General features: G+C 67.5%; 22 protein-coding genes. 14 read left to right on the top strand and 8 right to left on the bottom strand.

What is annotated here, in order from left to right; translation table 11 throughout:
• Nucleotides 1–22 precede the first annotated feature (22 nt).
• The 3 genes from A3M1_RS0106905 to acnA all read right to left on the bottom strand — a co-directional run bounded on the left by A3M1_RS0106905 (nt 23) and on the right by acnA (nt 4,536).
• Entirely contained in the window at nt 23–418 is a 396-nt protein-coding gene (locus A3M1_RS0106905) for a DUF2794 domain-containing protein (protein WP_371258738.1), read from the bottom strand.
• Nucleotides 419–764: 346 nt separating this feature from the next.
• Complete coding sequence (locus A3M1_RS0106900; RefSeq protein ID WP_018388224.1) at nt 765–1,568, bottom strand: thioredoxin family protein; 804 nt, start codon at nt 1,566–1,568, stop codon at nt 765–767.
• A gap of 283 nt (nt 1,569–1,851) precedes the next feature.
• Nucleotides 1,852–4,536: an aconitate hydratase AcnA gene (gene acnA / locus A3M1_RS0106895; RefSeq protein WP_018388223.1), complete on the bottom strand. Its 2,685-nt coding sequence runs from the start codon at nt 4,534–4,536 to the stop codon at nt 1,852–1,854.
• Between the two features lie 221 nt (nt 4,537–4,757).
• On the opposite strand from acnA, the gene ccmA reads away from it, so the two are divergent.
• The 8 genes from ccmA (at nt 4,758) to tenA (ending at nt 12,174) form a co-directional block, all read left to right on the top strand.
• Nucleotides 4,758–5,396 carry a heme ABC exporter ATP-binding protein CcmA gene (gene ccmA / locus A3M1_RS0106890; RefSeq protein WP_018388222.1) on the top strand — a complete coding sequence of 213 codons (639 nt, stop codon included), beginning with the start codon at nt 4,758–4,760 and terminating at the stop codon, nt 5,394–5,396.
• Nucleotides 5,393–6,064 (top strand): heme exporter protein CcmB, encoded by a 672-nt coding sequence (gene ccmB / locus A3M1_RS0106885; RefSeq protein ID WP_018388221.1) that lies wholly within the window; start codon nt 5,393–5,395, stop codon nt 6,062–6,064. Before ccmA ends, ccmB begins: the two co-directional genes overlap by 4 nt.
• A gap of 375 nt (nt 6,065–6,439) precedes the next feature.
• Nucleotides 6,440–6,994: a F0F1 ATP synthase subunit delta gene (locus A3M1_RS0106880; RefSeq protein ID WP_018388220.1), complete on the top strand. Its 555-nt coding sequence runs from the start codon at nt 6,440–6,442 to the stop codon at nt 6,992–6,994.
• Nucleotides 6,994–8,523, top strand: a complete 1,530-nt coding sequence (gene atpA, locus A3M1_RS0106875; RefSeq protein ID WP_018388219.1) for a F0F1 ATP synthase subunit alpha — start codon at nt 6,994–6,996, stop codon at nt 8,521–8,523. The genes A3M1_RS0106880 and atpA overlap by 1 nt, the downstream gene beginning before the upstream one ends.
• 40 nt (nt 8,524–8,563) lie before the next feature.
• A complete protein-coding gene (locus A3M1_RS0106870; protein ID WP_018388218.1) occupies nt 8,564–9,445 on the top strand; it encodes a F0F1 ATP synthase subunit gamma in 882 nt (293 codons plus the stop codon).
• A 25-nt stretch (nt 9,446–9,470) separates the two neighbouring features.
• Nucleotides 9,471–10,904, top strand: a complete 1,434-nt coding sequence (gene atpD / locus A3M1_RS0106865; RefSeq protein ID WP_018388217.1) for a F0F1 ATP synthase subunit beta — start codon at nt 9,471–9,473, stop codon at nt 10,902–10,904.
• Between the two features lie 69 nt (nt 10,905–10,973).
• The gene (locus A3M1_RS0106860) at nt 10,974–11,390 is read left to right on the top strand and encodes a F0F1 ATP synthase subunit epsilon (RefSeq protein ID WP_018388216.1); all 417 of its coding nucleotides are present in this window, start codon (nt 10,974–10,976) and stop codon (nt 11,388–11,390) included.
• A gap of 109 nt (nt 11,391–11,499) precedes the next feature.
• The gene (gene tenA, locus A3M1_RS0106855) at nt 11,500–12,174 is read left to right on the top strand and encodes a thiaminase II (RefSeq protein ID WP_018388215.1); all 675 of its coding nucleotides are present in this window, start codon (nt 11,500–11,502) and stop codon (nt 12,172–12,174) included.
• Between the two features lie 79 nt (nt 12,175–12,253).
• Here the strand turns inward: tenA and infA are convergent, their stop codons facing one another.
• Together infA and A3M1_RS0106845 are read right to left on the bottom strand one after the other, a co-directional pair.
• On the bottom strand, nt 12,254–12,535 hold the full coding sequence (gene infA / locus A3M1_RS0106850) for a translation initiation factor IF-1 (protein ID WP_013168254.1): 282 nt from the start codon (nt 12,533–12,535) through the stop codon (nt 12,254–12,256).
• 159 nt (nt 12,536–12,694) lie between these two features.
• A complete protein-coding gene (locus A3M1_RS0106845) occupies nt 12,695–14,107 on the bottom strand; it encodes a DEAD/DEAH box helicase (RefSeq protein ID WP_018388214.1) in 1,413 nt (470 codons plus the stop codon).
• A gap of 294 nt (nt 14,108–14,401) precedes the next feature.
• Here A3M1_RS0106845 and A3M1_RS0106840 point away from each other — a divergent pair, with 294 nt between their 5' ends.
• Together A3M1_RS0106840 and A3M1_RS0106835 are read left to right on the top strand one after the other, a co-directional pair.
• Nucleotides 14,402–15,130: a class I SAM-dependent methyltransferase gene (locus tag A3M1_RS0106840; protein ID WP_018388213.1), complete on the top strand. Its 729-nt coding sequence runs from the start codon at nt 14,402–14,404 to the stop codon at nt 15,128–15,130.
• 1 nt (nt 15,131) lies between these two features.
• Complete coding sequence (locus tag A3M1_RS0106835; RefSeq protein ID WP_245261599.1) at nt 15,132–15,974, top strand: nucleotidyltransferase domain-containing protein; 843 nt, start codon at nt 15,132–15,134, stop codon at nt 15,972–15,974.
• A gap of 47 nt (nt 15,975–16,021) precedes the next feature.
• Here the strand turns inward: A3M1_RS0106835 and metW are convergent, their stop codons facing one another.
• Nucleotides 16,022–16,672, bottom strand: coding sequence for a methionine biosynthesis protein MetW (gene metW / locus A3M1_RS0106830; protein ID WP_018388211.1), 651 nt, complete (start codon nt 16,670–16,672; stop codon nt 16,022–16,024).
• The gene (locus A3M1_RS0106825) at nt 16,672–17,859 is read right to left on the bottom strand and encodes a homoserine O-acetyltransferase (protein ID WP_026221187.1); all 1,188 of its coding nucleotides are present in this window, start codon (nt 17,857–17,859) and stop codon (nt 16,672–16,674) included. Before A3M1_RS0106825 ends, metW begins: the two co-directional genes overlap by 1 nt.
• 133 nt (nt 17,860–17,992) lie before the next feature.
• On the opposite strand from A3M1_RS0106825, the gene A3M1_RS0106820 reads away from it, so the two are divergent.
• The 4 genes from A3M1_RS0106820 (at nt 17,993) to A3M1_RS0106805 (ending at nt 21,577) form a co-directional block, all read left to right on the top strand.
• Entirely contained in the window at nt 17,993–18,895 is a 903-nt protein-coding gene (locus A3M1_RS0106820) for a chorismate mutase (protein WP_018388209.1), read from the top strand.
• A 78-nt stretch (nt 18,896–18,973) separates the two neighbouring features.
• Nucleotides 18,974–20,104 (top strand): histidinol-phosphate transaminase, encoded by a 1,131-nt coding sequence (gene hisC / locus A3M1_RS0106815; RefSeq protein WP_018388208.1) that lies wholly within the window; start codon nt 18,974–18,976, stop codon nt 20,102–20,104.
• Nucleotides 20,094–21,029, top strand: coding sequence for a prephenate/arogenate dehydrogenase family protein (locus A3M1_RS0106810; protein WP_018388207.1), 936 nt, complete (start codon nt 20,094–20,096; stop codon nt 21,027–21,029). Before hisC ends, A3M1_RS0106810 begins: the two co-directional genes overlap by 11 nt.
• 56 nt (nt 21,030–21,085) lie before the next feature.
• Nucleotides 21,086–21,577 carry a nucleoside deaminase gene (locus A3M1_RS0106805; RefSeq protein ID WP_245261598.1) on the top strand — a complete coding sequence of 164 codons (492 nt, stop codon included), beginning with the start codon at nt 21,086–21,088 and terminating at the stop codon, nt 21,575–21,577.
• A 164-nt stretch (nt 21,578–21,741) separates the two neighbouring features.
• Here the strand turns inward: A3M1_RS0106805 and A3M1_RS0106800 are convergent, their stop codons facing one another.
• Nucleotides 21,742–23,232: a CoA-acylating methylmalonate-semialdehyde dehydrogenase gene (locus A3M1_RS0106800; protein ID WP_018388205.1), complete on the bottom strand. Its 1,491-nt coding sequence runs from the start codon at nt 23,230–23,232 to the stop codon at nt 21,742–21,744.
• Nucleotides 23,233–23,240 lie beyond the last annotated feature (8 nt).

Here is a 23,240-nt window from a genome sequence, read left to right as displayed (position 1 = left end):
CGAATCGACATGAAGGCAGCTGTCAGTTGACGGCGCGCAGCGGCTTTTCCAGCACCGCGATCACCCGCGCAAGCTCGTGCCCGCGCTTGAGGATGAGGCCGGTTTGCGACACCACCGTGTAGGCGCCCTGTTTGCGGGCGAGGCGCGGGTCCTTCTCGATGCGATAGATCGGCACCTCGGTGGCGCGGCGGAAGATCGAGAAGATGGCCTTGTCGCGGGTGAAGTCGATGGCGTAATCGCGCCATTCGCCCTGTGCGACCATGCGGCCATAAAGATCGAGGATGCGGTCGAGTTCGCGCCGGTCGAAGGTGACGCGGTCGGAGCGGGCGCCGACCGGCAAGGCTATGGGGTCAATTTCCGCCACGCGGCGCCTCCCGCCTCTGAGGCCCGCCGCGTGCGGGCCTGCGGATTCAAGCATGTCATGTCGGCGTCATGATCCACCGGGCGGCGTGCCGCTTCAAGCGGCTTTCGCGCCGGGCTGCCCGCGAGCGGTCTGCGCGGGGAGGCGGAGGGGGCCGCCAGACACAAAAAAGGGCCGGCAATGGAGCCGGCCCTGAAGAGCAATTCGGGGATTGAACCTAGAGATAACGTCAGGCCGGTCCACAAGCACCGCGGGGGGCTGGGGGGCTGGGAAACCGATGCACTCGCGAACCGGCCCAACGCTATGAAGAGGAGATTGGCCGGCACAAGGGGCGTCGCAACGGCCGAAATCGGGCAGCCTTGTGTTTTCGGTTAACGAGCGCGTGATCCGGTTGCCGGGGATGTCAGTCGAGCGGCTGCAGTGTGGCGCCGAGTATTGCGCCCGGCTCGGTGGAGGAGCCGGACTGCACGAAGACCGCAACCGCATCGACGGCATCGCCCGGCTGGCGGTGCAGCCTGGTCTCGAAGCTCGCTTCGGTTCCGTCCCAGCTGCCGAGCCGGATCCAGCCGCGCACTACATTGTGGTAGGCGACCTTGGTGCCCTCATTCTCGCCGCGGCCGATCTCGACATCCATCCGGCTCGCCACCGGGCAGAGCCAGATCTCGCCCTTCGCCGCGCCGGGGACGGCAGCGATACGGACCTTGACCGTGCCGCCGGCGCTCGCCACCGAAATCGGCACGGGCGGCGGGGCCGTGGCGGCCAGCGTGCGCTCCAGCGCCGCCCGGTCCGAGCCGATCATCATGGCGTGGCCATTGACCACCGCCTGCGGGGTGAACATCTTGCCGTCGCCGCGCATATGGGCATAGGCCTTCTGGCGCAGCGAGTGGCCGTGCTTGGCGAGCGTGTCCTTCCAGCCGAGATAATCCCAATAGTCCACCGCCAGGGTGAGCGCGATCACGTCGGAGCGGGCGGCGAGCTCGCCCATCAGCTGGTCGGCGGGCGGGCAGGAGGAGCAACCCTGGCTGGTGAAAAGCTCGATCATCGCCTTCGGCGCGGTGACGGCCTTTACCGTCGCGGCCTTCTCTACCGCCGGGGCCTCTTCTGCCCGGACAGTGCCCGGCAGCGCCAGGGTGAGGGCGAGCAGCGCCAGCGCCGCCGCACGGGCGGAGGGGGCAGGCAGGCGCGGGGCGATAGCGGTCACGAACATGTCGGGCGGGGGTCCTTGGGCGCGGACGCTCGGTTACAGGCGGGCCGGTCGCGGGGCTCGGGGCGGAGCCATCACCGAAGCCTGCCGGCCGGTCCGCCCCCAAGGCAATAAGACGGCAGCCGCGCCCCGACCAGTCACATTCGGGTGTCGCCGCGCACGCCGGCGTGACGGGCGGTAGCGCGGCGGGCGGCTGAGGAGAGCAGGCGCGCGGGGCGCCCGGATGTGGAAAAGCCGGCGCGGGTGGAGGCCCGCGCCGGCTTTTCACAGAGGCAGGGCCACCCGATCAGGCGGCGAGATTGCGCAGCACGAAGGGCAGGATGCCGCCATTGCGGAAGTAGTCCAGCTCGTCCAGCGTATCGATGCGGCAGGTGAGCGGAACGTTCTTGATGGTGCCGTCGGCGAAGGTGATCTCGGCGATCAGCGTCTGGCGCGGCTTGAGGTCGCCCTCAATGCCCTTGAGGGTAACGACCTCATCGCCCTTGATGCCGAGCGACTGCCAGGACTCGTCGTTCTGGAACACCAGCGGCACCACGCCCATGCCGACCAGGTTCGAGCGGTGGATGCGCTCGAAGCTCTGGGCGATGACGGCGCGGATGCCGAGCAGCGCCGTGCCCTTGGCCGCCCAGTCGCGCGAGGAGCCGGTGCCGTATTCCTTGCCGGCGAAGACGACGGTGGGCACGCCTTCCTGCTTGTAGAGCATGGCGGCGTTGTAGATCGGCATCTCGGTGCCATCGGGCCAGTGACGGGTGAAACCGCCTTCCGTGCCGCTCAGCATCTGGTTCTTGATGCGGATATTGCCGAAGGTGCCACGCATCATCACCTGATGGTTGCCGCGCCGCGTGCCGTACTGGTTGAAGTCGGCCGGGCGGACCTGATGATCGCGCAGATAGGCGCCGGCGGGGCTGGCTTCCTTGATCGAGCCGGCCGGGGAAATGTGGTCGGTGGTGATCGAATCGAGGAAAAGCCCGATCACCCGCGCCTTGAGAATGTCGGTGACAGGCTCCGGCTCCATCCGCATGCCCTCGAAATAGGGCGGGTTCTGCACATAGGTGGAGCGGTCGTCCCAAGCATAGGTCTCGCCGAGCGGAATGGCGATTTTCTGCCAGTTCTCGTCGCCCTTGAAGACGTCGGAATATTTTTCCTGGAACATCTTCTTGGTGACGTTGGCGCGGATGAACGCGGCGATCTCCTGGTTGGACGGCCAGACATCCTTGAGGAACACCGGCTGCCCGTCCGAACCGATGCCGAGCGGCTCGGTGGTAAGGTCGATCTGCAGCGAGCCGGCAATGGCGTAGGCGACGACGAGGGGTGGGGAGGCGAGGTAGTTCGCCTTCACGTCCGGGTTCACGCGGCCCTCGAAATTGCGGTTGCCGGAAATGACGGCACCGGCGATGAGGTCATGCGTGTTGATGGCTTCCGAGATCGCCTCCGGCAGCGGGCCGGAATTGCCGATGCAGGTGGTGCAGCCGAAGCCGACCAGGTTGAAGCCGAGCGCGTCGAGATCGCCCTGCAGGCCGGCGGCGTTGAGATAGCCCTCCACCACCTGGCTGCCGGGCGCCAGCGAGGTCTTCACCCAGGGCTTCGACTTCAGGCCCTTGGCCACCGCGTTGCGGGCGAGCAGGCCGGCGGCGATCAGCACGCTGGGATTGGAGGTGTTGGTGCAGGAGGTGATAGCGGCGATGGTGACGTCGCCATGGCCGAGATCATAATCGGTGCCGGCCACCGGCACGCGCTTGTCGGTCTCGCCGGCCTTCTTGAATTCGCCTTCGAGCGCGGCGAGGAAGCCCTGCTTGGTACCGGAGAGCAGCACGCGGTCCTGCGGGCGCTTGGGGCCAGCGAGCGAGGGCAGCACGGTGGAGATGTCGAGCTCCAGCACGTCGGTGAACACCGGGTCGGCGGTGCCGGCGGTCCGCCACATGCCCTGGGCCTTGGAATAGGCCTCGACGAGGGCGATGCGCTCATCCGTGCGGCCGGTCTCGTCGAGATAGGCGATGGTTTCCGAATCGACCGGGAAGAAGCCGCAGGTGGCGCCATATTCCGGCGCCATGTTGCCGATGGTGGCGCGGTCGGCGAGGGTGAGGTGGTCGAGGCCGGGGCCGAAGAACTCGACGAACTTGCCGACCACACCCTTCTTGCGCAGCATCTGGGTGACGGTGAGCACCAGATCGGTGGCGGTGATGCCCTCCTTCATCTCGCCGGTCAGCTTGAAGCCGATGACCTCGGGGATGAGCATGGAAACCGGCTGGCCAAGCATGGCCGCCTCCGCCTCAATGCCGCCGACGCCCCAGCCGAGCACGCCGAGGCCGTTGATCATGGTGGTGTGGCTGTCGGTGCCGACACAGGTGTCGGGATAGGCGACGGTCTCGCCGTCCTCATCCCTCGTCCACACGGTCTGGGCGAGATATTCGAGGTTCACCTGGTGGCAGATGCCGGTGCCGGGCGGCACCACGCGGAAATTGTCGAAGGCCGACTGGCCCCATTTCAGGAAGCGGTAGCGCTCCTGGTTCTGCTTGTATTCCTCATCGACATTCTTGCCGAAGGCGGCGCTGTCGCCGAAGAAATTGACGATCACCGAATGGTCGATGACGAGGTCGACGGGGACCAGCGGGTTGATCCGCTTGGGGTCACCGCCCAGATGCACCATGGCGTCGCGCATGGCGGCGAGGTCGACCACGGCGGGAACGCCGGTGAAGTCCTGCATCAGCACGCGGGCGGGACGGTAGGCGATCTCGTTCTCGACCTTGCCGCGATTGATCAGCCAGTCCTTGATGAAGACGATATCCTTCTTCGAGACGGAGCGGCCGTCCTCGAAGCGGAGCAGGTTCTCCAGCAGCACCTTCATCGAGAAGGGCAGGGCCGAGACGCCGTCGAGGCCGTTCTTCTCCGCCTCCGGCAGGCTGTAATAGACGTAGGTCTTGGACCCGACGGTGAGAGTTTTCCGGCTTTTGAAGCTGTCGAGCGACGTCACGGCTGGCAGGTCCCCGCTAACAAAGTGACAGGATGCGCTGGGCCTTGGAGGGAAGCAGGCCCGCGGGCTATAGCTCAGCTCGGGCGGGCCCCTGGCACGGCACGGGGCGCATCGTTCAGATTTCTATATAGAGCCATTTCAAACTCCGATCCTAGAGGGCTTGACGCGATGCATCGGAAAATTGTGCGGCGCGTCGGCAACGGTAGGGGGCGGCAGGGGTGATGCGGCTTGTGGTGCAGAACCTGGCCTGCCGGCGCGGCGTGCGGACGCTGTTCGCCGGCCTCGGCTTCACGCTGGAGGCCGGACGGGCGCTGATCGTGACCGGGCCGAACGGCACGGGAAAGTCCTCGCTCCTGCGCATCCTCGCCGGGCTGGCGCGGCCGGAGGCGGGCGTGCTGCGGCTGGAAGGGGCGCCAGAGCCGGACGATTTTGCCGAGGATGTGCATTATCTCGGCCATCTCGATGCGCATAAGGGCGCGCTGAGCGCGCAGGAGAACCTCGCCTTCTGGCGCGCCATGCTCGGCCGCCCGGCGCTCACCGTGGGCGAGGCCATGGAGGCGGTCGGGCTCGGCGGGCTGGAGCGGCTGCCGGTGGCGGTGCTCTCGGCCGGGCAGAAGCGCCGGCTGGCGCTGGCCCGCCTGCTGGTGGCAGAGCGCCCGCTCTGGCTGCTGGACGAGCCGACCACGGCGCTTGATGCGGCCGCGCAGGCGCGCTTTGCCGAACTGGCGCGGGCGCATGTGTCGGCGGGCGGGCTGATTGTCGCCGCCACCCATGCGCCGCTGGATTTCGGCCCCTGCGACGGGCTCGACCTCGGCGCCTGGCGGCCGACGCGGCCTGTTGCCGAAAGGGTGGACGCATGAGCCGGGCCTTTCTGGCGCTGCTCGCCCGCGACCTGCGCCTCGCCCTGCGGGCCGGCGGCGGGGCGGGGCTGGGCGTCGTCTTCTTCCTCGCCGTGGTGGTGGTGACACCCTTCGCCATCGGGCCGGACCTCGCCTTGCTCGCGCGCATCGGCCCGGCGATCCTGTGGATCGGCGCGCTGCTCGCCTCGCTGATCGGCCTCGACCGGCTTTTTTCCGCCGATGCTGAGGATGGCGCGCTCGACGTGCTCGCCATGGGGGCGCTGCCGCTGGAGCTGGTGGCGGCGGCCAAGGGGCTGGCGCACTGGATCGCCACCGGCCTGCCGCTGGTGGTGGCCGCGCCGGTGCTGGCACTGCTGCTGAACCTCGCGCCCGCCTCGATCGGCGCCTTGACGCTGACGCTGCTGGTGGGCACGCCGGCCATCACCTTCCTCGGCCTGATCGGCGCCGCCTTCGCTGCCGTGTTCCGGCGTGGCGGCCTGTTGGTGGCGGTGCTGGTGATGCCGCTGACGATTCCCGTGCTGATCTTCGCGGTGGCGGCCACCTCGACCGCGCTCGGCGGCACGGTGCCGTTCGGCACGCCGTTTCGCATCCTGCTCGGCCTGTCGCTGGCGGCGATGGTGCTCGGTCCGATCGCGGCGGCGGCGGCGCTGCGGGTGGCCCGCGACTGAGCCGCCGCCCACGGGCCGGCGGAGGCGATCGGGCTCTGGTATGCCAGAAGGCGCGACATCCTCGCGCAGGGGTGGAAAACCCTGCGCCGGCATGGGGAAAAGGCGCGGTGCAACAATGCGCCGCAGGCCTCGCAAAGCCTTGCGACAGCGCGATATGGCGCGTGAGCGGGCATTATCCGGCCGCTACGTCATTTGCCCCGGTTTTTCCCTCACGCCCTCGTGTTGCAGCATGCGGAGAGCCGTGTTAGGGAACCGCCGACTTCGCTGTGGGGTAAGGGAAATCCCTACGCCGCCTTGAGTTCACATCCTTCCAGTCTGGAAGAGGCGTCCCCTGCCGGGTGACGCGTGCTTCGGACAAGCCCCGAGAGAGGCAAAGTGGCCGAGACCTACGTATCCGGAGCGGCAGGACGCTACGCGACGGCGCTCTTCGAGCTGGCCCGCGACGCCAATGCTGTCGATGCGGTCAAGGCGGACCTGGACAGGTTCAGCGCCATGATCGCCGAGAGCGATGATCTCAAGCGCCTGGTGCGCAGCCCGGTCTTCGCGTCCGAGGAGCAGGAGAGGGCGATCGCCGCCCTCCTCGCCAAGGCCGGTATCACGGGCCTCTCCGCCAATTTCTTCAAGACCGTGGCGGCAAACCGCCGGCTCTTCACCGTCGAGGCCATCCTGCGCGACTTCGCGCTGCTGGTCGCCGCCTATAAGGGCGAAGTGACGGCCGAAGTCACCGTCGCCCAGCCGCTCTCCGATTCTCACGCTGCCACGCTGAAGCAGGCGCTTGACGCGCTGACCGGCAAGGACGTCAAGCTTGCCGTCGAGGTCGACCCCTCGCTCCTGGGCGGGCTTAAGGTCAAGGTCGGCTCGAAGCTCGTCGATGCCTCGCTGAAGACCAAGCTCAATTCGATCCGCACTGCGATGAAAGAGGTTCGCTGATGGATATCCGCGCCGCTGAAATTTCCGCGATCCTCAAGGAGCAGATCAAGAATTTCGGCCAGGAAGCCGAAGTCTCCGAGGTGGGTCAGGTTCTGTCCGTTGGTGACGGCATCGCCCGCATCTACGGGCTCGACAACGTCCAGGCGGGCGAGATGGTCGAGTTCGAGAACGGCACGCGCGGCATGGCGCTGAACCTCGAAATCGACAATGTCGGCGTCGTCATCTTCGGTTCTGACCGCGAGATCATGGAAGGTCAGACGGTCAAGCGCACCGGCGCCATCGTCGACGTTCCGGTCGGCAAGGGTCTGCTCGGTCGCGTCGTCGACGCCCTCGGCAACCCGATCGATGGCAAGGGCCCGATTGAATACACCGAGCGTCGCCGCGTCGACGTGAAGGCGCCGGGCATCATCCCGCGCAAGTCCGTGCACGAGCCGATGCAGACCGGCCTCAAGGCCATCGACGCGCTGATCCCGATCGGCCGTGGCCAGCGCGAGCTGATCATCGGCGACCGTCAGACCGGCAAGACTGCCGTCGCGCTCGACGCCATCCTGAACCAGAAGACGATCAACGCCGGCACCGACGAGAAGGCCAAGCTCTATTGCGTCTATGTCGCGATCGGGCAGAAGCGTTCCACCGTCGCGCAGTTCGTGAAGGTGCTCGAAGAGCAGGGTGCGCTGGAATATTCCATCATCATCGCCGCCACCGCTTCTGATGCGGCGCCGATGCAGTTCCTGGCGCCGTTCTCCGGCACCGCCATGGGCGAGTTCTTCCGCGACAACGGCATGCATGCGCTGATCGTCCATGACGATCTGTCGAAGCAGGCCGTGGCCTACCGCCAGATGTCGCTGCTGCTGCGCCGCCCGCCGGGCCGCGAAGCCTATCCCGGCGACGTGTTCTATCTCCACTCGCGCCTGCTGGAGCGCGCCGCCAAGCTCAATGACGAGAATGGCGCCGGTTCGCTGACCGCCCTTCCGGTCATCGAGACCCAGGCCAACGACGTCTCGGCCTACATCCCGACCAATGTGATCTCGATCACCGATGGCCAGATCTTCCTGGAATCCGACCTGTTCTTCCAGGGCATCCGCCCGGCGGTGAACGTCGGTCTCTCGGTGTCGCGCGTCGGCTCTTCGGCGCAGATCAAGGCGATGAAGCAGGTTGCCGGCAAGATCAAGGGTGAGCTCGCCCAGTATCGCGAGCTGGCCGCCTTCGCCCAGTTCGGCTCCGACCTCGACGCCTCGACGCAGAAGCTGCTGAACCGCGGCGCCCGCCTCACCGAGCTGCTCAAGCAGTCGCAGTTCGCGCCGCTGCGGGTCGAGGAGCAGGTGGTGGTGATCTATGCCGGCACCAATGGCTATCTCGACGTGCTGCCGGTTTCCAAGGTGCGCGAGTTCGAGCAGGGCCTGCTGATCTTCCTGCGCACCAAGCATGCCGACATTCTCGACGCCATCCGCACGTCGAAGGAACTGTCGAAGGACACCGCCGAGAAGCTCGTCAAGGCGCTCGATTCCTTCTCCAAGACCTTCGCCTGAGCGGCAGAGCCGAGCACCGGGGCACGGGAGTCCAAGTTAGATGGCCAGCCTTAAGGATCTGCGCAATCGCATCGCTTCGGTGAAGGCGACGCAGAAGATCACCAAGGCCATGCAGATGGTCGCCGCCGCCAAGCTGCGGCGCGCCCAGCAGGCGGCCGAGGCCGCGCGTCCCTATGCCCAGCGCATGGAAAGCGTGCTCGGCAACATTGCCAGCGCGATTTCCGGCGGGCCGGACGCGCCGCTGCTGCTGACCGGCACCGGCAAGGACCAGACGCATCTCCTGATCGTGCTGACCGCCGAGCGCGGCCTGTGCGGCGCCTTCAACTCTTCGATCGTCCGCCTCACCCGCGAGCGCGCGCTGTCGCTCATGGGGCAGGGCAAGACGGTCAAGATCTTCTGCGTCGGCCGCAAGGGCCACGAGGCGCTGCGCCGCCAGTTCGAGAAGCAGATCGTCGAGGTTGTCGAGCTGCGCTCCAACAAGGGCGTCACCTTCGCCGACGCGCAGAAGATCGCGGAGAAGATCGGCGGCATGTTCGCCGCCGGCGAATTCGACGTCGCGACCCAGTTCTTCAGCCGCTTCCACTCGGTGATCTCGCAGGTCCCGACGGCGCAGCAGCTGATCCCCGCCACCTTCGCCGCGCCGGCCGCTGCCGCGACCGGGGCCGAGGCGGTGTATGAATATGAGCCGGGCGAGGCCGAAATCCTCGCCGACCTGCTGCCGCGCAATCTCGCCGTGCAGGTCTTCAAGGCGCTGCTCGAAAATGGCGCGTCCGAGCAGGGCGCGCGCATGAGCGCGATGGACAACGCCACCCGCAACGCGGGTGACATGATCAAGAAGCAGACTTTGACCTACAACCGCACCCGCCAGGCGATGATCACGAAGGAACTTATCGAGATCATTTCCGGCGCCGAGGCGCTGTGAGGCAGGACCCGGAAGGACGACGAACATGGCTAATGTCGGACGCATCACGCAGGTCATCGGCGCCGTCGTGGACGTGCAGTTCGAGGATCACCTCCCGGCGATCCTGAACGCGCTGGAGACGACGAATAACGGGGCCCGCCTCGTTCTCGAAGTCGCCCAGCATCTCGGCGAGAACACTGTGCGCACCATCGCCATGGACTCGACCGAAGGTCTGGTCCGCGGCACCCGGGTGACGGACACTGGCGGCGCGATCTCCGTGCCGGTCGGCGAGGCGTGCCTCGGCCGCATCATGAACGTCATCGGCGAACCGGTGGACGAACTCGGCCCGATCGTCGGCGAGGCCACGCGCGGCATCCACCAGCCGGCGCCCTCCTATGCCGACCAGTCGACCGAGGCCGAGATCCTCGTCACCGGCATCAAGGTCGTCGATCTGCTGGCGCCTTATTCCAAGGGCGGCAAGGTCGGCCTGTTCGGCGGCGCCGGCGTCGGCAAGACCGTGCTGATCATGGAACTGATCAACAACATCGCCAAGGCGCATGGCGGCTACTCGGTGTTCGCCGGCGTTGGCGAGCGCACCCGCGAGGGCAACGATCTCTATTACGAGATGATCGAGTCCAAGGTGAACGTCGACCCGCACGAGCACAACGGCTCCTCCGCCGGCTCCAAGTGCGCGCTGGTTTATGGCCAGATGAACGAGCCTCCGGGCGCCCGCGCCCGCGTCGCGCTCACCGGCCTCACCGTCGCCGAGCATTTCCGCGACCAGGGTCAGGACGTGCTGTTCTTCGTCGACAACATCTTCCGCTTCACCCAGGCGGGTTCGGAAGTGTCGGCGCTGCTCGGCCGCATTCCCTCGGCGGTGGGCTATCAGCCGACGCTGGCCACCGACATGGGCGCGCTGCAGGAGCGCATCACCACCACCACCAAGGGCTCGATCACCTCGGTGCAGGCCATTTACGTGCCCGCCGACGATCTGACCGACCCGGCGCCGGCCGCCTCCTTCGCCCATCTTGACGCGACGACCGTTCTGTCGCGCTCGATCGCGGAAAAGGGCATCTACCCGGCGGTGGATCCGCTCGACTCGACCTCGCGCATTCTCTCGCCGCTGATCATCGGCGAGGAGCACTACAATGTGGCGCGCCAGGTGCAGCAGACGCTGCAGCGCTACAAGTCGCTGCAGGACATCATCGCGATCCTGGGCATGGACGAGCTCTCGGAAGAGGACAAGCTCACCGTCGCCCGCGCCCGCAAGATCGAGCGCTTCCTGTCGCAGCCCTTCCACGTCGCCGAAGTCTTCACCGGCTCGCCCGGCAAGCTCGTCGACCTCGCCGACACCATCAAGGGCTTCAAGGGCCTGGTGGAAGGCAAGTATGATCACCTCCCGGAGCAGGCCTTCTACATGGTCGGCACCATCGAAGAGGCGATCGAGAAGGGCAAGAAGATGGCTGCCGAGGCCGCGTGATCCGCGCGCCCCGGCCGCTGACGGCACGGGGCGTCGATCATTGACGCTGACGCATCCCCTGGAGGATCCATGGCCACCTTCCCGTTTGAACTCGTCTCCCCCGAGCGCCTCGTCTATTCCGGCGCGGTGACGGAAGTCATCGTCCCCGGCGCCGAGGGCGAGTTTGGCATCCTTGCCGGCCATGCGCCCTTCGTGTCGACGCTGAAGCCCGGCGTGCTGACGATCAAGGGCGATGGCGGCCCGAAGAAGCTCTTCGTGCGCGGCGGCTTCGCCGAAGCCAACCCGCAGGGGCTCACCGTGCTGGCGGAGACGGCGATCCCGCTCGCCGAACTGCGCGCCGAGAACCTCGCCAAGATGATCCGCGATGCGCAGGAAGACGTCGAGGACGCCCGCGACGAACTGACCCGCGCCAGCCGCCAGCAGTTCCTGGAACAGCTGACTTCGGCGGCGGCGGCAATCGAGGCGGACGCACGGACCTCGCACTGACGCAGTTCGCACTGAACCGCGCGACCGCCGGTTTTGCAGCCACCATAGAGACGATTATGATCCGGGCCGCTGTCACCAGCGGCCCTTTTCATGTCCGGAGGAAACGCTCATGAGCGACGGCTCGACCTTCAGTTCCCACGCCTGGGGCCGGAACTTGCCGACCTATGAGGCGATCCGCACCATGCCGTTCAATGCGGCACTGGCGGATGGCACGCTGTCGCTGGAACGCTTCCGGCACTACATGCTGCAGGACGCGCATTATCTGATCGCCTTTGGCCGGGCGCTGGCCATCGCCGCCGCCAAGGCGGACGATCCGGACGGGCTGGTGCAGTTCGCCGAAGCCGCCAAGGTCGCGGTGGTGGTCGAGCGTTCGCTACATGCCGATTTCTTCGAGAGCTTCGGCATCAATGCGGACGAGTTCGAACGCACCGCGATGTCGCCGGTGTGCCACCATTATTCCAGCTTCCTGATCGCCACCGCCTATAGCGAGCCCTATCCGGTGGCGCTGGCGGCGCTGCTGCCGTGCTTCTGGATCTATGCCGAGGTGGGACGCGACATTCTCGGGCGGGCGGTACGGCCGAACCCGTATGATGCCTGGATCGACACCTATGCCGGCGAGGAGTTCCACGAGGCAGTGCGGGCGGTGATCGCCACGACCGACCGCGCGGCGATGGGTGCGTCGCCGGCCGTGCTCGCGCGCATGCACGCGGCCTATAAGCGGGCCACGGAACTCGAATGGATGTTCTGGGATTCGGCCTGGCGCCTCGCCGACTGGCCGGTCTGAACGGACCGGGCGCGGCGCGGGCGGACAAGGCAAGCCCGCGCGCGGCGGGGAGAGGGGCCGGGCGGCGACGCCCGGCTGCTCAGCGTCGACGACCGGGAGGCGGGCGACGCTGGCCGCTGCCGATCGGCGGGGTCGGTCCACCGGTCTTGTGACGGAAATTAATGCGTCCACGCTCTAGGTCATAGGGCGACATCTCGACGACGACACGGTCGCCGACGATGGTGCGGATGCGGTTCTTCTTCATCTTGCCCGCCGCATAGGCGAGTATCTCGTGTTCATTGTCGAGCACGACGCGGAAGTTGCCGTCGGGCAGAACTTCCGTCACGGTGCCGTCGAACTCGAGCAGTTCCTCTTTCGCCATTAATGGCTCTCCTCGTACAGGCTGCTGCCGGCCTTGCCGCTAGGCCAATACCCTGCCGGCCGGCATTTGTCTTGTCCTGATAATGCTGCGGCGCCGTACATGCCAGCCTGCGCAGCACCCCGCGCACCCTTATCGGGGCGCGGGGTGGTTTTCAGGCGGTCACGGGGCGGCGCGATAGGCCTTGCGGCGCGGGGGCCGGCGGCCTTCGAGCGGCGGGCCATCCCGGCGCACGACGGCGTCGAGGCGCGGGCCTTCATGGCGCGGGCCGTCCTTGCGGGCGTCACCCTCGGGGCGCGGGCCCCGGTTGAACGGGCGGGCGCCACGCGGGGCGTCGCTGCGCGGACCACGGGCATCGCGCGAGGGACGGGCGCCCTCCGGGCGGCCTTCCGAGCGGAAACCTTCGAGGCGCGGGGCGCCTTCACGACGGCTCTCGCCACGACGGTCGACCGAGGGGATGGTGATCTTGATCAGCCGCTCGATGTCACGCAGGAAGGCGCGCTCCTCGCCATCGCACAGCGAGATGGCGATGCCTTCGCGGCCGGCGCGCGCGGTGCGGCCGATGCGGTGGACATAGCTCTCGGGCACGTTGGGCAGGTCGTAATTGATGACGTGGCTGACGCCCGGCACGTCGATGCCGCGGGCAGCGATGTCGGTCGCGACAAGCACCTTGACGACGCCCTGGCGGAAGGCGGCCAGTGCGCGCTCACGCTGCGGCTGCGACTTGTTGCCGTGGATCGCCTCGGCGGCGATGCCGGCTCCGGCCAGCCCCTTCACCACACGGTCGGCGCCGTGCTTGGTGCGGGAGAAGACGAGGGCGCGGTCCATGTCCGGCTCGGACAGCAACTCGACCAGCAGGTTCGGCTTGCCGGCGCGATCCGTGAACATCACCTTCTGCTCGACCCGGTCGGCGGTCTTGGCGACCGGCGTCACCGCGACACGCACCGGATCGGTCAGCAGCGAATCCGCCAGCTTCTCGATTTCGCGCGGCATGGTGGCCGAGAAGAACAGGTTGCGGCGCTTGGCCGGCAGCCGGGCGCAGATGGCGCGGATGGCATGGATGAAGCCCATGTCGAGCATCTGGTCGGCTTCGTCGAGGACGAGCACTTCGACCATGTCGAGCCGAACGGCATTGTTCTCAAGCAGATCGACCAGGCGGCCGGGGGTGGCGACGAGGACGTCGACGCCATTGGCCAGCGCGCGCGCCTGGCGGCCGATCGGCACGCCGCCGATGGCGAGCGCCGTCGAGGGGCGCACATGCTTGCCATAGAGGCGGAAGCTCTCAAGGATCTGGCCGGAGAGCTCGCGGGTCGGGCTCAGCACCAGCGCGCGGGCCGAGCGGCGCTCGGGGCGGAAGCGGTTGGTGACGAGATGCTGCAGGATCGGCAGCGCGAAGGCGGCTGTCTTGCCGGTGCCGGTCTGGGCGATGCCGATGAGATCGCGCCCGGCCAGCACCTGCGGCACGGCCTGGATCTGGATCGGGGTGGGGGTGGTGTGGTTCGCTTCCGCGAGGGCTTTCAGGATCGGTTCGGCAAGGCCGAGTTCGTTGAAGGAGATCAAGTAAAATTCTTTCATGGGCGATTGCGTTCGCGCTCACATCGGGCGCAAACCGCGAATCACGGGGTGTTGAGACACCCCGCGTGGCCTGGGACGTCGGCGATTTCAGGTGATGAAGGGCCGAAGACTGCCGCGGCTCAGAAGTGGAGGCGGAAATTCGATCAGGAAAAACCTGAACAAATCCGGCTCCCAGCCGAAGCGGACATCGAGCGACGCGGCCCCGATGCGGACGAAACGCCCACATGCACCGCCTATGTGGCCTAAAAGGGTGGTGATTTCAAGGCGTCATCGCTCAGGCTATAAGCTATAGCGATGTATCCTGATGTTGTCGGCCTTCGCAGCTTCTATGCCCAGCCCATCGGCGTGGTGACGCGCCGCCTTGTCGGCCGCGCCATTCGCGCGCGTTCCGGCAATGTGCGCGGCCTGTCGCTGCTGGGCATCGGCTATGCCACGCCCTATCTCGGCATGTTCCGCGAGGAATGCGAGCGGGCGCTGGCCTTCATGCCGGGTGCGCAGGGGGTGACGCGCTGGCCTTCCGCCGCGCCGACGCTGGCCGCGCTGGTCGACGAGACCGAACTGCCGCTGCGCGACGGCATGATCGACCGCGTCATCGCCGTGCATCTACTGGAGATGACCCCCGAGGCCGGGGAAGTGCTGCGCGAGGTCTGGCGGGTGCTGGCGCCGGGCGGGCGGCTCATCTGCGTGGTGCCGAGCCGGCGCGGCATCTGGGCTCGCACCGAGAACAACCCGTTCGGCCATGGTAGGCCGTTTTCCCGCACCCAGATCACCGACCTGCTGCGGCAGGCGCTGTTCACGCCCGTCGGCTGGGATGAGGCGCTGTACATGCCCCCGGTGCCGCGCAACTGGTTCCTGCGCTCGGCGGTGGCGTGGGAGCGGGTGGGGTCGACGCTCGCGCTGCCCTTCGCCGGGGTGCACATCGTCGAGGCGACCAAGCAGGTCTACAAGCCGGTGCCGACCAAGCGCCGCGCCCGGCTGCGGGTGTTCGAGCCGGTGCTGGCGCCGCAGCCCATGGGGGGGTGACGTGCTGGAACCGAAGATCCTGCGCAGTATTGCCCCCGGAATGGATGGTCAGGTTGTCGCTTCAATCGATGTTCGACTCGCGCGCATTTGCGAGGCGCATGGCGTGCGGATTCCGCTCGCGATCGAAAGCGGAAGCCGCGCCTGGGGATTTCCCTCGCCGGACAGCGACTATGATTGCCGCTTCATCTTCGTCCGCCCGAGCCACGACTATCTCGCGCTGTTCCAGAAGCGGGATGTGATCGAAACGCCGATTGATCGCGTGTTCGACGTCGGGGGGTGGGACCTGAAGAAGGCGATAACGCTGCTGCTGAAAGGCAATGCGGTCGTCGTCGAGTGGCTTACATCGCCGATCATCTATGCGGCGGACGAACATTTCCGCGCCGAGTTTTCCGCGCTGGCCGACCGGGTGCTCGACCGATCGCGGATCGCCCGGCACTATCTCCATCTGGGCGAGCGCATCCGGCGCAGCGATCTATCCGATCCCTCGGATGCGCCGCTGAAGACGTTGTTCTATGCGCTTCGCCCGGCCGTGATGCTCCGCTGGCTTCAGCTTCACCACGCACGGGCCTATGGGCCGATGCATTTTCCGACCCTGGTGCGCGAGGCTGAACTCCCCGCCACGCTCTGTTCCCTCATCGCCGATCTTCTCACTCGCAAGGCGCAAACGCGGGAACTCGGCCGGGGCGCGCTGCCCGGCCCTATCAGCGCGTTCATGGACGCCGAGTTCGAGGCGGCCCGCCAATGGGCGTCGCCAAGGGAGCAAGGCCCCTCCGATGCGGCGCATCGGGACGCGGATGACTTCTTCCGGCGGATGGTTCGGGAATTCGGCGAAGGGCCCGGTTAGGCGGGCCCGGTCGCGTGCTTTCGCCCTCTCCGCAGGTGCGCCCGGCCTCACCCCTTCCGCGAGAGCAGGAACACCGCCTGTTCGCCCAGCAGGTTCCACACCGCCCAGGGCAGGTTGAACCGCACGGGGTGCCCGTAGCCGTTCAGCGCTGCCGCGCGGTCGATCTGGGCGCCGACCTCCTCCACCAGCGCCACGAAGTCGCGAATGGTGCAGAAATGGATATTGGGCGTGTCGTGCCAGCTATAGGGCAGGTTTTCCGTGCTCGGCATCCGCCCGTTCAGCAGCAGGTCGAGCCGCATGCGCCAGAAGCCGAAATTGGGAAACGAGACGATGGCATGGGTCCCTACGCGCAGCATCTGCTCCAGCACCCATTTTGGCCGGCGCGTCGCCTGAATGGTCTGCGAGAGGATCACATAATCGAAGGAATTGTCGGGGTAGTCGGCCAGATCGACATCGGCGTCGCCCTGGATGATCGGCAGGCCGCGTGCCACGCCGGCATTCACCCCCTCGCGCGACAATTCGATGCCGCGCGCGTCGCAGCCGCGCGTGGTGGCGAGCAGTTCCAGCAACTCGCCATCGCCTGAGCCGACATCGAGCACCCGCGAGCCGGGCCGCACCATCTCGGCGATGAGCAGCAGGTCGACGCGGGCGCCGGCGACACGGGCGGCTTCGCTCATGGTGAGGTCGCGCGGGGCCATTACAGTGCCCCCACGGCGCGGGCGGCGGCATCGATGAAGCCGCGGGTGATGGCTGAGAATTCCGGCTCGTCGAGCAGGAAGGAATCGTGGCCCTTGTCGCTCTCGATCTCGGCGAAGGACACCTGAGCCCCCGAGGCGTTCAGCGCGTGCACGATGGCCCGTGAATCCGCCGTGGTGAATAGCCAGTCGGAGGTGAAGGAGACGAGGCAGAACCGCGTCTTGCTGCCCTTGAAGGCATTGGCCAGCACGCCGCCATAATCCGCCGCGAGGTCGAAATAATCCATTGCGCGGGTGACGTAGAGATAGGAATTGGCGTCGAAACGGTCGACGAAGGCCTCCCCCTGATGGCGCAGATAGGATTCCACCTGGAAATCCGCGTCAAAGGAGAAGGTGTGCCCGTCGCGATCCTGCAGCCGCCGGCCGAATTTCCGATGCAGCGAGGAATCCGACATGTAGGTGATGTGCGCGGCCATGCGGGCGACGGAGAGGCCGCGCCGCGGGCTGGTGCCCTCCTGCAGATAGCGCCCGCCGCGCCATTCCGGATCGGCCATGACAGCCTGCCGGCCGACCTCGTGGAAGGCGATGTTCTGCGCCGAATGGCGCGCGGCCGTGGCAATGGGCATGGCAGCGAAGACGCGCTCGGGATAGCTCGCCGCCCATTGCAGAACCTGCATGCCGCCCATGGAGCCGCCGACCACGGCGAGCAGTTTCTCGATGCCGAGATGGTCGATGAGCATGGCCTGCGCCCGCACCATGTCGCGGATGGTCACGACAGGCAGGTCGAGGCCATAGGGCTGGCCGGTGGCGGGATTGGTCGAGGAGGGACCCGTCGTTCCCAGGCAGCCGCCCAGCACATTCGAGGCGATGACGAAGAAGCGCTCGGTGTCGATCGGCTTGCCTGGGCCGACCAGCGTCTCCCACCAGCCCGGCTTGCCGGTGACGGGGTGGACATTGGCCGCGTGCTGATCGCCGGACAAAGCGTGACAGAGCAGAATGGCGTTGGAGCGGGCCGCGTTCAGCGTGCCATAGGTCTGGTAGGCGATCTGGAACGGGGTCAGCACGCCGCCGGCATCGAGCTGGAGCGGCGTGTCGGCGCCGAAGCGCACCACCGCGGAATGCGGGTGGTCCGCTTCGCCGCGGGCCGCCTCATAGGCCGGAAGATCGCGCAGGGCCGTGCTATCGGACATGGGAACCGTCATACCGGACGAAGAGTTCGTTATACCGGACGATCGGATGATCCCACAGTCGCCACTTGTCAATAGAGCCGGCCCCCCGATTTTCTTTTGCGCGCGACGCGCGCGAGAGGTACGACATCGCGCGATGGACATGAAAGCCGATAGGCCCGAAGGGCCGCAAGCCGCCCTTTCGCCGGTCTGTGCGCCTGCAGCGCCGGACCTCGGGACCCTGCGCGCGGAGATCGACCGCATCGACGCCGCGATGCACGCGCTTTTGATCGAGCGCAGCCAGATTATCGACCGGCTGGTGGCGGTGAAGCGGGCGCAGGGGACGGAAAGCGGCTCGGCCTTCCGGCCGGCGCGCGAGGCCTCGATGATGCGCCAGATCGTCGACCGGCACCGTGGCATCCTCCCGCTCGACACCGTCGAGGGAATATGGCGGGTCATCATCTCCACCTTCACCTATGTGCAGGCGCCCTATGCGGTGCATGCCGACCTTGCCTCGGGCGAGGCGGCGATGCGCGATGCCTCGCGCTTCCATTTCGGCTTCACCGTGCCGTTCATCGGCCATATGGGCGCGGCGGGCGTGGTGGCGGCGGTGGCGCGCTCGCGTGGCGATCTAGGCCTGGTGCCGGCCTTCGCCTCGCCCTCCGCCGGGGCGTGGTGGACGGCGCTGGAGGGCGCCCACGCGCCCAAGATCATCGCCCGACTTCCCTTCGTCGAGCGCGCCGACCACCCTGCCGGCCTACCGGTGTTCTGCATCGCCCATCCGGTGACGGACGGGGCGGTGACGGAAGTCGAGACCTGGAGCCTGCATGTTTCGGGGTGGAACGCGCAGGCGGCCCGCGCACTGGCGCCACTCGCCGACGTGATCGCCGTGCCCGATCGCGGCCTTGACGGGGCGGCCCTGCTGGCCTCGATCCCGGTCGGCGGCGCGGCCAGTCTCGACACCGTGCTGGCGGCGCTGCGCGAAGGCGGCGCCTCGGTGCGTGCGGCGGCTCTCGTCGGCAGCCATGCGAGCCGCTATACCCACTCGCCGCAGGGCTGATCGGCCCTTCCGGATTCCGCCCTGCCTTCCGTCTCCTGCCATCCACATCTGAGAACCGCCGCCCTTCGGAGCCCCGTCATGTCGTCCCCCGCCAGCCGTCCCACCCGTCCTGTCCCGCGCGCCAGCGTTCTGGCGATCGAGGCCTATGTGCCGGGCAAGTCGCACGGCGGTCCGGGCGTGAAGGTGCATAAGCTGTCGGCGAACGAGAATCCGCTCGGTCCCAGCCCGAAGGCAGTTGCCGCTTTCCAGTCGGCCACCGCGCTGGAGCTGTATCCCGACGGCTCGTCGACCAAGCTGCGCGAGGCCATCGGCGCCGCCTATGGGCTCGACCCGGCCCGCATCGTCTGCGGCACCGGCTCGGATGAACTGCTGATGCTGACCGCCGCCGCCTTTGCCGGTCCCGGTGACGAGGTGCTGTTTTCCCAGCATGGCTTCCTCGTCTACCGCATCGCCACGCTGGCGGCGGGCGCGACCCCCGTGGTGGCGCCGGAGAAGGACTATCGTTCCGATGTCGACGCGCTGCTGGCGGCGGTGACGGACAAGACGCGCGTGGTCTTCCTCGCCAACCCGAACAACCCGACCGGCACCTATATTCCCTTCGACGAGGTGAAGCGGCTGCAGCGTGGCCTGCCGCCGCATGTGCTGCTCGCGCTCGATGCTGCCTATGCTGAATATGTCCGCCGCAACGACTATGAGTCCGGCATCGAGCTGGTTGCGACCTCGCCGAATGTGGTGATGCTGCGTACCTTCTCGAAGATCCACGGCCTCGCCGCGCTGCGGGTCGGCTGGCTCTATGGGCCGGCCGAGGTGGTGGACGCGGTGAACCGGATTCGCGGGGCGTTCAACGTCTCGGCGCCGGGCCTGGCCGCCGCCGTGGCGGCGATCGAGGACACCGGCCATGTTGAGCGCGCCATCGCCCATAATGAGCACTGGCTGCCCTGGCTGGCACAGGAACTGACCACGCTCGGCCTCACCGTGACGCCGAGCGTGACCAATTTCCTGCTGGTGCATTTCCCCGAGACGCCCGGCCGCACGGCGAAGGAGGCCGACGCCTTCCTCGCCCACCGCGGGCTGATCCTGCGGCGGGTGGATTCCTACGGCCTGCCGGGCGCGCTGCGCGTCACCATCGGTACCGAGGAGGCCAACCGCCTGCTGGTGGCGGCGCTGACGGCGTTCATGGGCGGGAAGGAGACGGGCGATGGTGCTTGATCCGCCCCTCGCTCATCCGCTCATCGGCCGGCTTACCGTCATTGGCATCGGGCTCATCGGCTCGTCGATCCTGCGCGCGGTTAAGGCGCGCGGACTGGCCGGCACGCTGGTCGCCTATGACGGCGCCGAGGCGGTTCGCGCGCGCGCCGAGGCGCTTGATATCGCCGATCTCGTCGCGATGACGCCAGCGCAGGCGGTCGAAGGCGCCGACATCATCATCCTCTGCGTGCCGGTCGGCGCCATGGGCGCCGTGGCGGAAGCCATCGCCCCGCATGTGAAGGCGGGCGCCATTGTCTCCGATGTCGGCTCGGTGAAGGGGGCGGTGGTAAGCGCGCTGCGCGCCCATCTGCCGGAGAGCGTCCACATCGTGCCGGGCCATCCGGTGGCGGGCACGGAGTATTCCGGGCCGGATGCGGGCTTCGCCACGCTGTTCAAAAACCGCTGGTCGATCCTCACCCCGCCCGAGGGCACCGATCCGGCGGCGGTTGCGGCGCTTTCCGGCCTGTGGAGCGCCATGGGCGCCAATGTTGAGACCATGACGCCCGAGCACCACGATCTGGTGCTGGCGATCACCTCGCACGTCCCCCACCTCATCGCCTACAACATCGTCGGCACGGCGGCGGATCTGGAGGCGGTGACACAGTCCGAGGTGATCAAATATTCCGCCGGCGGCTTTCGCGACTTCACCCGCATCGCCGCTTCCGACCCGACCATGTGGCGCGACGTGTTCCTCAACAATCGCGAGGCGGTGATCGAGGTGCTGGGGCGCTTCACCGAGGACCTGATCGCGCTGCAGCGGGCGATCCGCTGGGCGGAGGGCGACAAGCTGTTCGACCTGTTCACCCGCACCCGCGCCATCCGCCGCTCGATCATCGAGATCGGCCAGGAGACGGCGGCGCCGGACTTTGGCCGCTCGCACGACTGAGGCGCGAGGGGCCTTCAGGGACGCTGCGGATGGATCGGCTGGCGAACGATGAACTCATGATGGCCGAGGCACTGGCGGAGGCGGCCGGGGCCCTGGAAGCGGGCGTGTTCCCTGTCGGCGCCGTGCTGGCGCAGGGAACGCAGGTTCTCGGCCGCGCGCGCAAGACGATGGCGTCCAATCATCTCAACCATGCGGAGATGAACCTGTTCCATCAGGTGTTCATAGGCGACTATCGTTTCGCCCGCGCGGACGGCCTCACCCTCTACACCACGCTGGAGCCCTGCGTGATGTGCTTCGGCACGCTGCTGCACCTGCCGATCACGCGGCTGGTTTTCGCGATGGAGGACGCCTATGGCGGCTGCGCCTCGGTGATCCTCACAGGCGCGCCGCCGCGCCACCAGCACCGGCCGGTGGAAATTGCCGCAGGCGTTCGCCGCAGCGAGGCGCGGGCGCTGTTCGCGGCTTTCCTCGACACGACGTCGGAGTCGTTCTGGCGGGAGGGCGGCGCCTCGCCTTTCCAGGCGACGGTGCGGGGCGAGCCGGGCTGACCGTCAGCCGTCATCCCGGCCGCAGCGGACCTTCGGCCGTCCGGGACGACGACCGGACGTGACGGCCGTCATGGCCGGGCTTGTCCCGGCCATCTACGTCTGCGGGGCGTCGGCAAAGGCGTGGATCCCCGGGCCAGGCCCGGGGATGACGCCGTCTTTTATCTTCAGCCGCTGGTGGGCATGACGAACTGGGCGCCCTCGCGGATGCCGGTTGGCCAGCGGGCGGTGGTGGTCTTCATCTTGGTGTAGAAGCCCACGCCCTCCATGCCATAGACGTTGCGGTCGCCGAACACCGAGCGCTTCCAGCCGCCGAACGAGTGGAACGCCACCGGTACCGGGATCGGCACGTTGATGCCGATCATGCCGGCCTTGGCGTCGCGGTCGAAGGCGCGGGCGGCATCGCCGTCGCGGGTGAAGATGGCGGCGCCATTGCCATATTCGTGCTCGTTGACCAGCTTGAGCGCGTCATCATAGCGGTCGACGCGCACCACGGAGAGCACCGGGCCGAAGATCTCTTCCTTGTAGATCTTCATATCGGGCGTAACCTTGTCGAACAGGCAGCCGCCGATGAAATAGCCGTTCTCATAGCCCTGCAGCTTGAGGCCGCGCCCATCGACCACCAGCTCGGCGCCGGCGGCGACGCCGGCATCGACATAGCCGGAGACCTTGGCGAGGTGCTCCTTGGTGACGAGCGGACCCATCTCGCTGTCGCGGTCGAGGCCGGGGCCCACTTTCAGCGCGCGCACCTTCGGTACCAGCTTCTCCATCAGCGCGTCGCCGACGCCGCCGACCGCCACCGCGACCGAGACCGCCATGCAGCGCTCGCCGGCCGAGCCGTAGCCGGCGCCCATCAGCGCGTCGACGGTCTTGTCGAGATCGGCGTCGGGCATGACAACGAGGTGGTTCTTGGCGCCGCACAGTGCCTGCGCCCGCTTACCGTGGGCGGCGGCGGTCTTGTAGACATATTCGCCGATGGCGGTGGAGCCGACGAAGCTGACCGCCGCGACGTCGGGATGGGTGAGGAGGGCGTCAACCGCCTCCTTGTCGCCCTGCACGACGTTGAACACGCCGGCCGGCAGGCCGGCTTCCGTCAGCAACTCCGCCAGCATCAACGAGGGGGTCGGGTCCTTCTCGGAGGGCTTCAGCACGAAGGCGTTGCCGCAGGCCAGTGCTACCGGGAACATCCACATCGGCACCATGACGGGGAAGTTGAACGGCGTGATGCCGGCGACCACGCCCACCGGGTGACGGGCGGAGAACACGTCGACGCCGCGCGCCACCTGCTCGGTGAAGTCGCCGCGCAGCAGATGCGGGATGCCGCAGGCGAACTCGACCACCTCGATGCCGCGGGTGACTTCGCCCTTGGCGTCCTCGAAGGTCTTGCCGTGCTCACGGGTGATGGCTTCCGCCAGCGCGTCGATGTCGCGCTCCAGCAGCGCCTTGAACTTGAACATGATGCGCGCGCGCGACAGCGCCGGCATGTCGGCCCAGGCGGGAAACGCCTTGGTGGCGGCGGCGACCGCCTCGCCCACCGTGGCCGTGGTGGCGAGCAGCGTCTCGCCGGTCTGCGCGCCTGTGGAGGGATCGAACACCGGGGACGTGCGTCCCGCCGTGGTCACCACCTTGCCGCCGATGTAATGCCCGATGACCGCCATGGCGATCT

This window comes from Ancylobacter sp. FA202, assembly GCF_000380205.1.
Taxonomy (GTDB): Bacteria; Pseudomonadota; Alphaproteobacteria; order Rhizobiales; family Xanthobacteraceae; genus Ancylobacter.
The sequence above is the reverse complement of the archived record's forward strand: the minus strand, read 5'-3'. Positions and strand labels throughout refer to the sequence as shown.

Bases quoted from the DNA above. Each gene is read 5' to 3' on its own strand.
- A3M1_RS0106810 (WP_018388207.1), top strand. From the start codon at position 20,094: ATGGTGCTTGATCCGCCCCTCGCTCATCCGCTCATCGGCCGGCTTACC.
- A3M1_RS0106860 (WP_018388216.1), top strand. From the start codon at position 10,974: ATGGCCACCTTCCCGTTTGAACTCGTCTCCCCCGAGCGCCTCGTCTAT.
- tenA (WP_018388215.1), top strand. From the start codon at position 11,500: ATGAGCGACGGCTCGACCTTCAGTTCCCACGCCTGGGGCCGGAACTTG.
- A3M1_RS0106820 (WP_018388209.1), top strand. From the start codon at position 17,993: ATGGACATGAAAGCCGATAGGCCCGAAGGGCCGCAAGCCGCCCTTTCG.
- A3M1_RS0106905 (WP_371258738.1), bottom strand. From the start codon at position 418: ATGCTTGAATCCGCAGGCCCGCACGCGGCGGGCCTCAGAGGCGGGAGG.
- A3M1_RS0106840 (WP_018388213.1), top strand. From the start codon at position 14,402: ATGTATCCTGATGTTGTCGGCCTTCGCAGCTTCTATGCCCAGCCCATC.
- ccmB (WP_018388221.1), top strand. From the start codon at position 5,393: ATGAGCCGGGCCTTTCTGGCGCTGCTCGCCCGCGACCTGCGCCTCGCC.
- A3M1_RS0106870 (WP_018388218.1), top strand. From the start codon at position 8,564: ATGGCCAGCCTTAAGGATCTGCGCAATCGCATCGCTTCGGTGAAGGCG.
- A3M1_RS0106845 (WP_018388214.1), bottom strand. From the start codon at position 14,107: ATGAAAGAATTTTACTTGATCTCCTTCAACGAACTCGGCCTTGCCGAA.
- A3M1_RS0106805 (WP_245261598.1), top strand. From the start codon at position 21,086: ATGATGGCCGAGGCACTGGCGGAGGCGGCCGGGGCCCTGGAAGCGGGC.
- A3M1_RS0106825 (WP_026221187.1), bottom strand. From the start codon at position 17,859: ATGTCCGATAGCACGGCCCTGCGCGATCTTCCGGCCTATGAGGCGGCC.
- A3M1_RS0106900 (WP_018388224.1), bottom strand. From the start codon at position 1,568: ATGTTCGTGACCGCTATCGCCCCGCGCCTGCCTGCCCCCTCCGCCCGT.
- ccmA (WP_018388222.1), top strand. From the start codon at position 4,758: ATGCGGCTTGTGGTGCAGAACCTGGCCTGCCGGCGCGGCGTGCGGACG.
- A3M1_RS0106800 (WP_018388205.1), bottom strand. From the start codon at position 23,232: ATGGCGGTCATCGGGCATTACATCGGCGGCAAGGTGGTGACCACGGCG.
- hisC (WP_018388208.1), top strand. From the start codon at position 18,974: ATGTCGTCCCCCGCCAGCCGTCCCACCCGTCCTGTCCCGCGCGCCAGC.
- metW (WP_018388211.1), bottom strand. From the start codon at position 16,672: ATGGCCCCGCGCGACCTCACCATGAGCGAAGCCGCCCGTGTCGCCGGC.
- infA (WP_013168254.1), bottom strand. From the start codon at position 12,535: ATGGCGAAAGAGGAACTGCTCGAGTTCGACGGCACCGTGACGGAAGTT.
- atpD (WP_018388217.1), top strand. From the start codon at position 9,471: ATGGCTAATGTCGGACGCATCACGCAGGTCATCGGCGCCGTCGTGGAC.
- atpA (WP_018388219.1), top strand. From the start codon at position 6,994: ATGGATATCCGCGCCGCTGAAATTTCCGCGATCCTCAAGGAGCAGATC.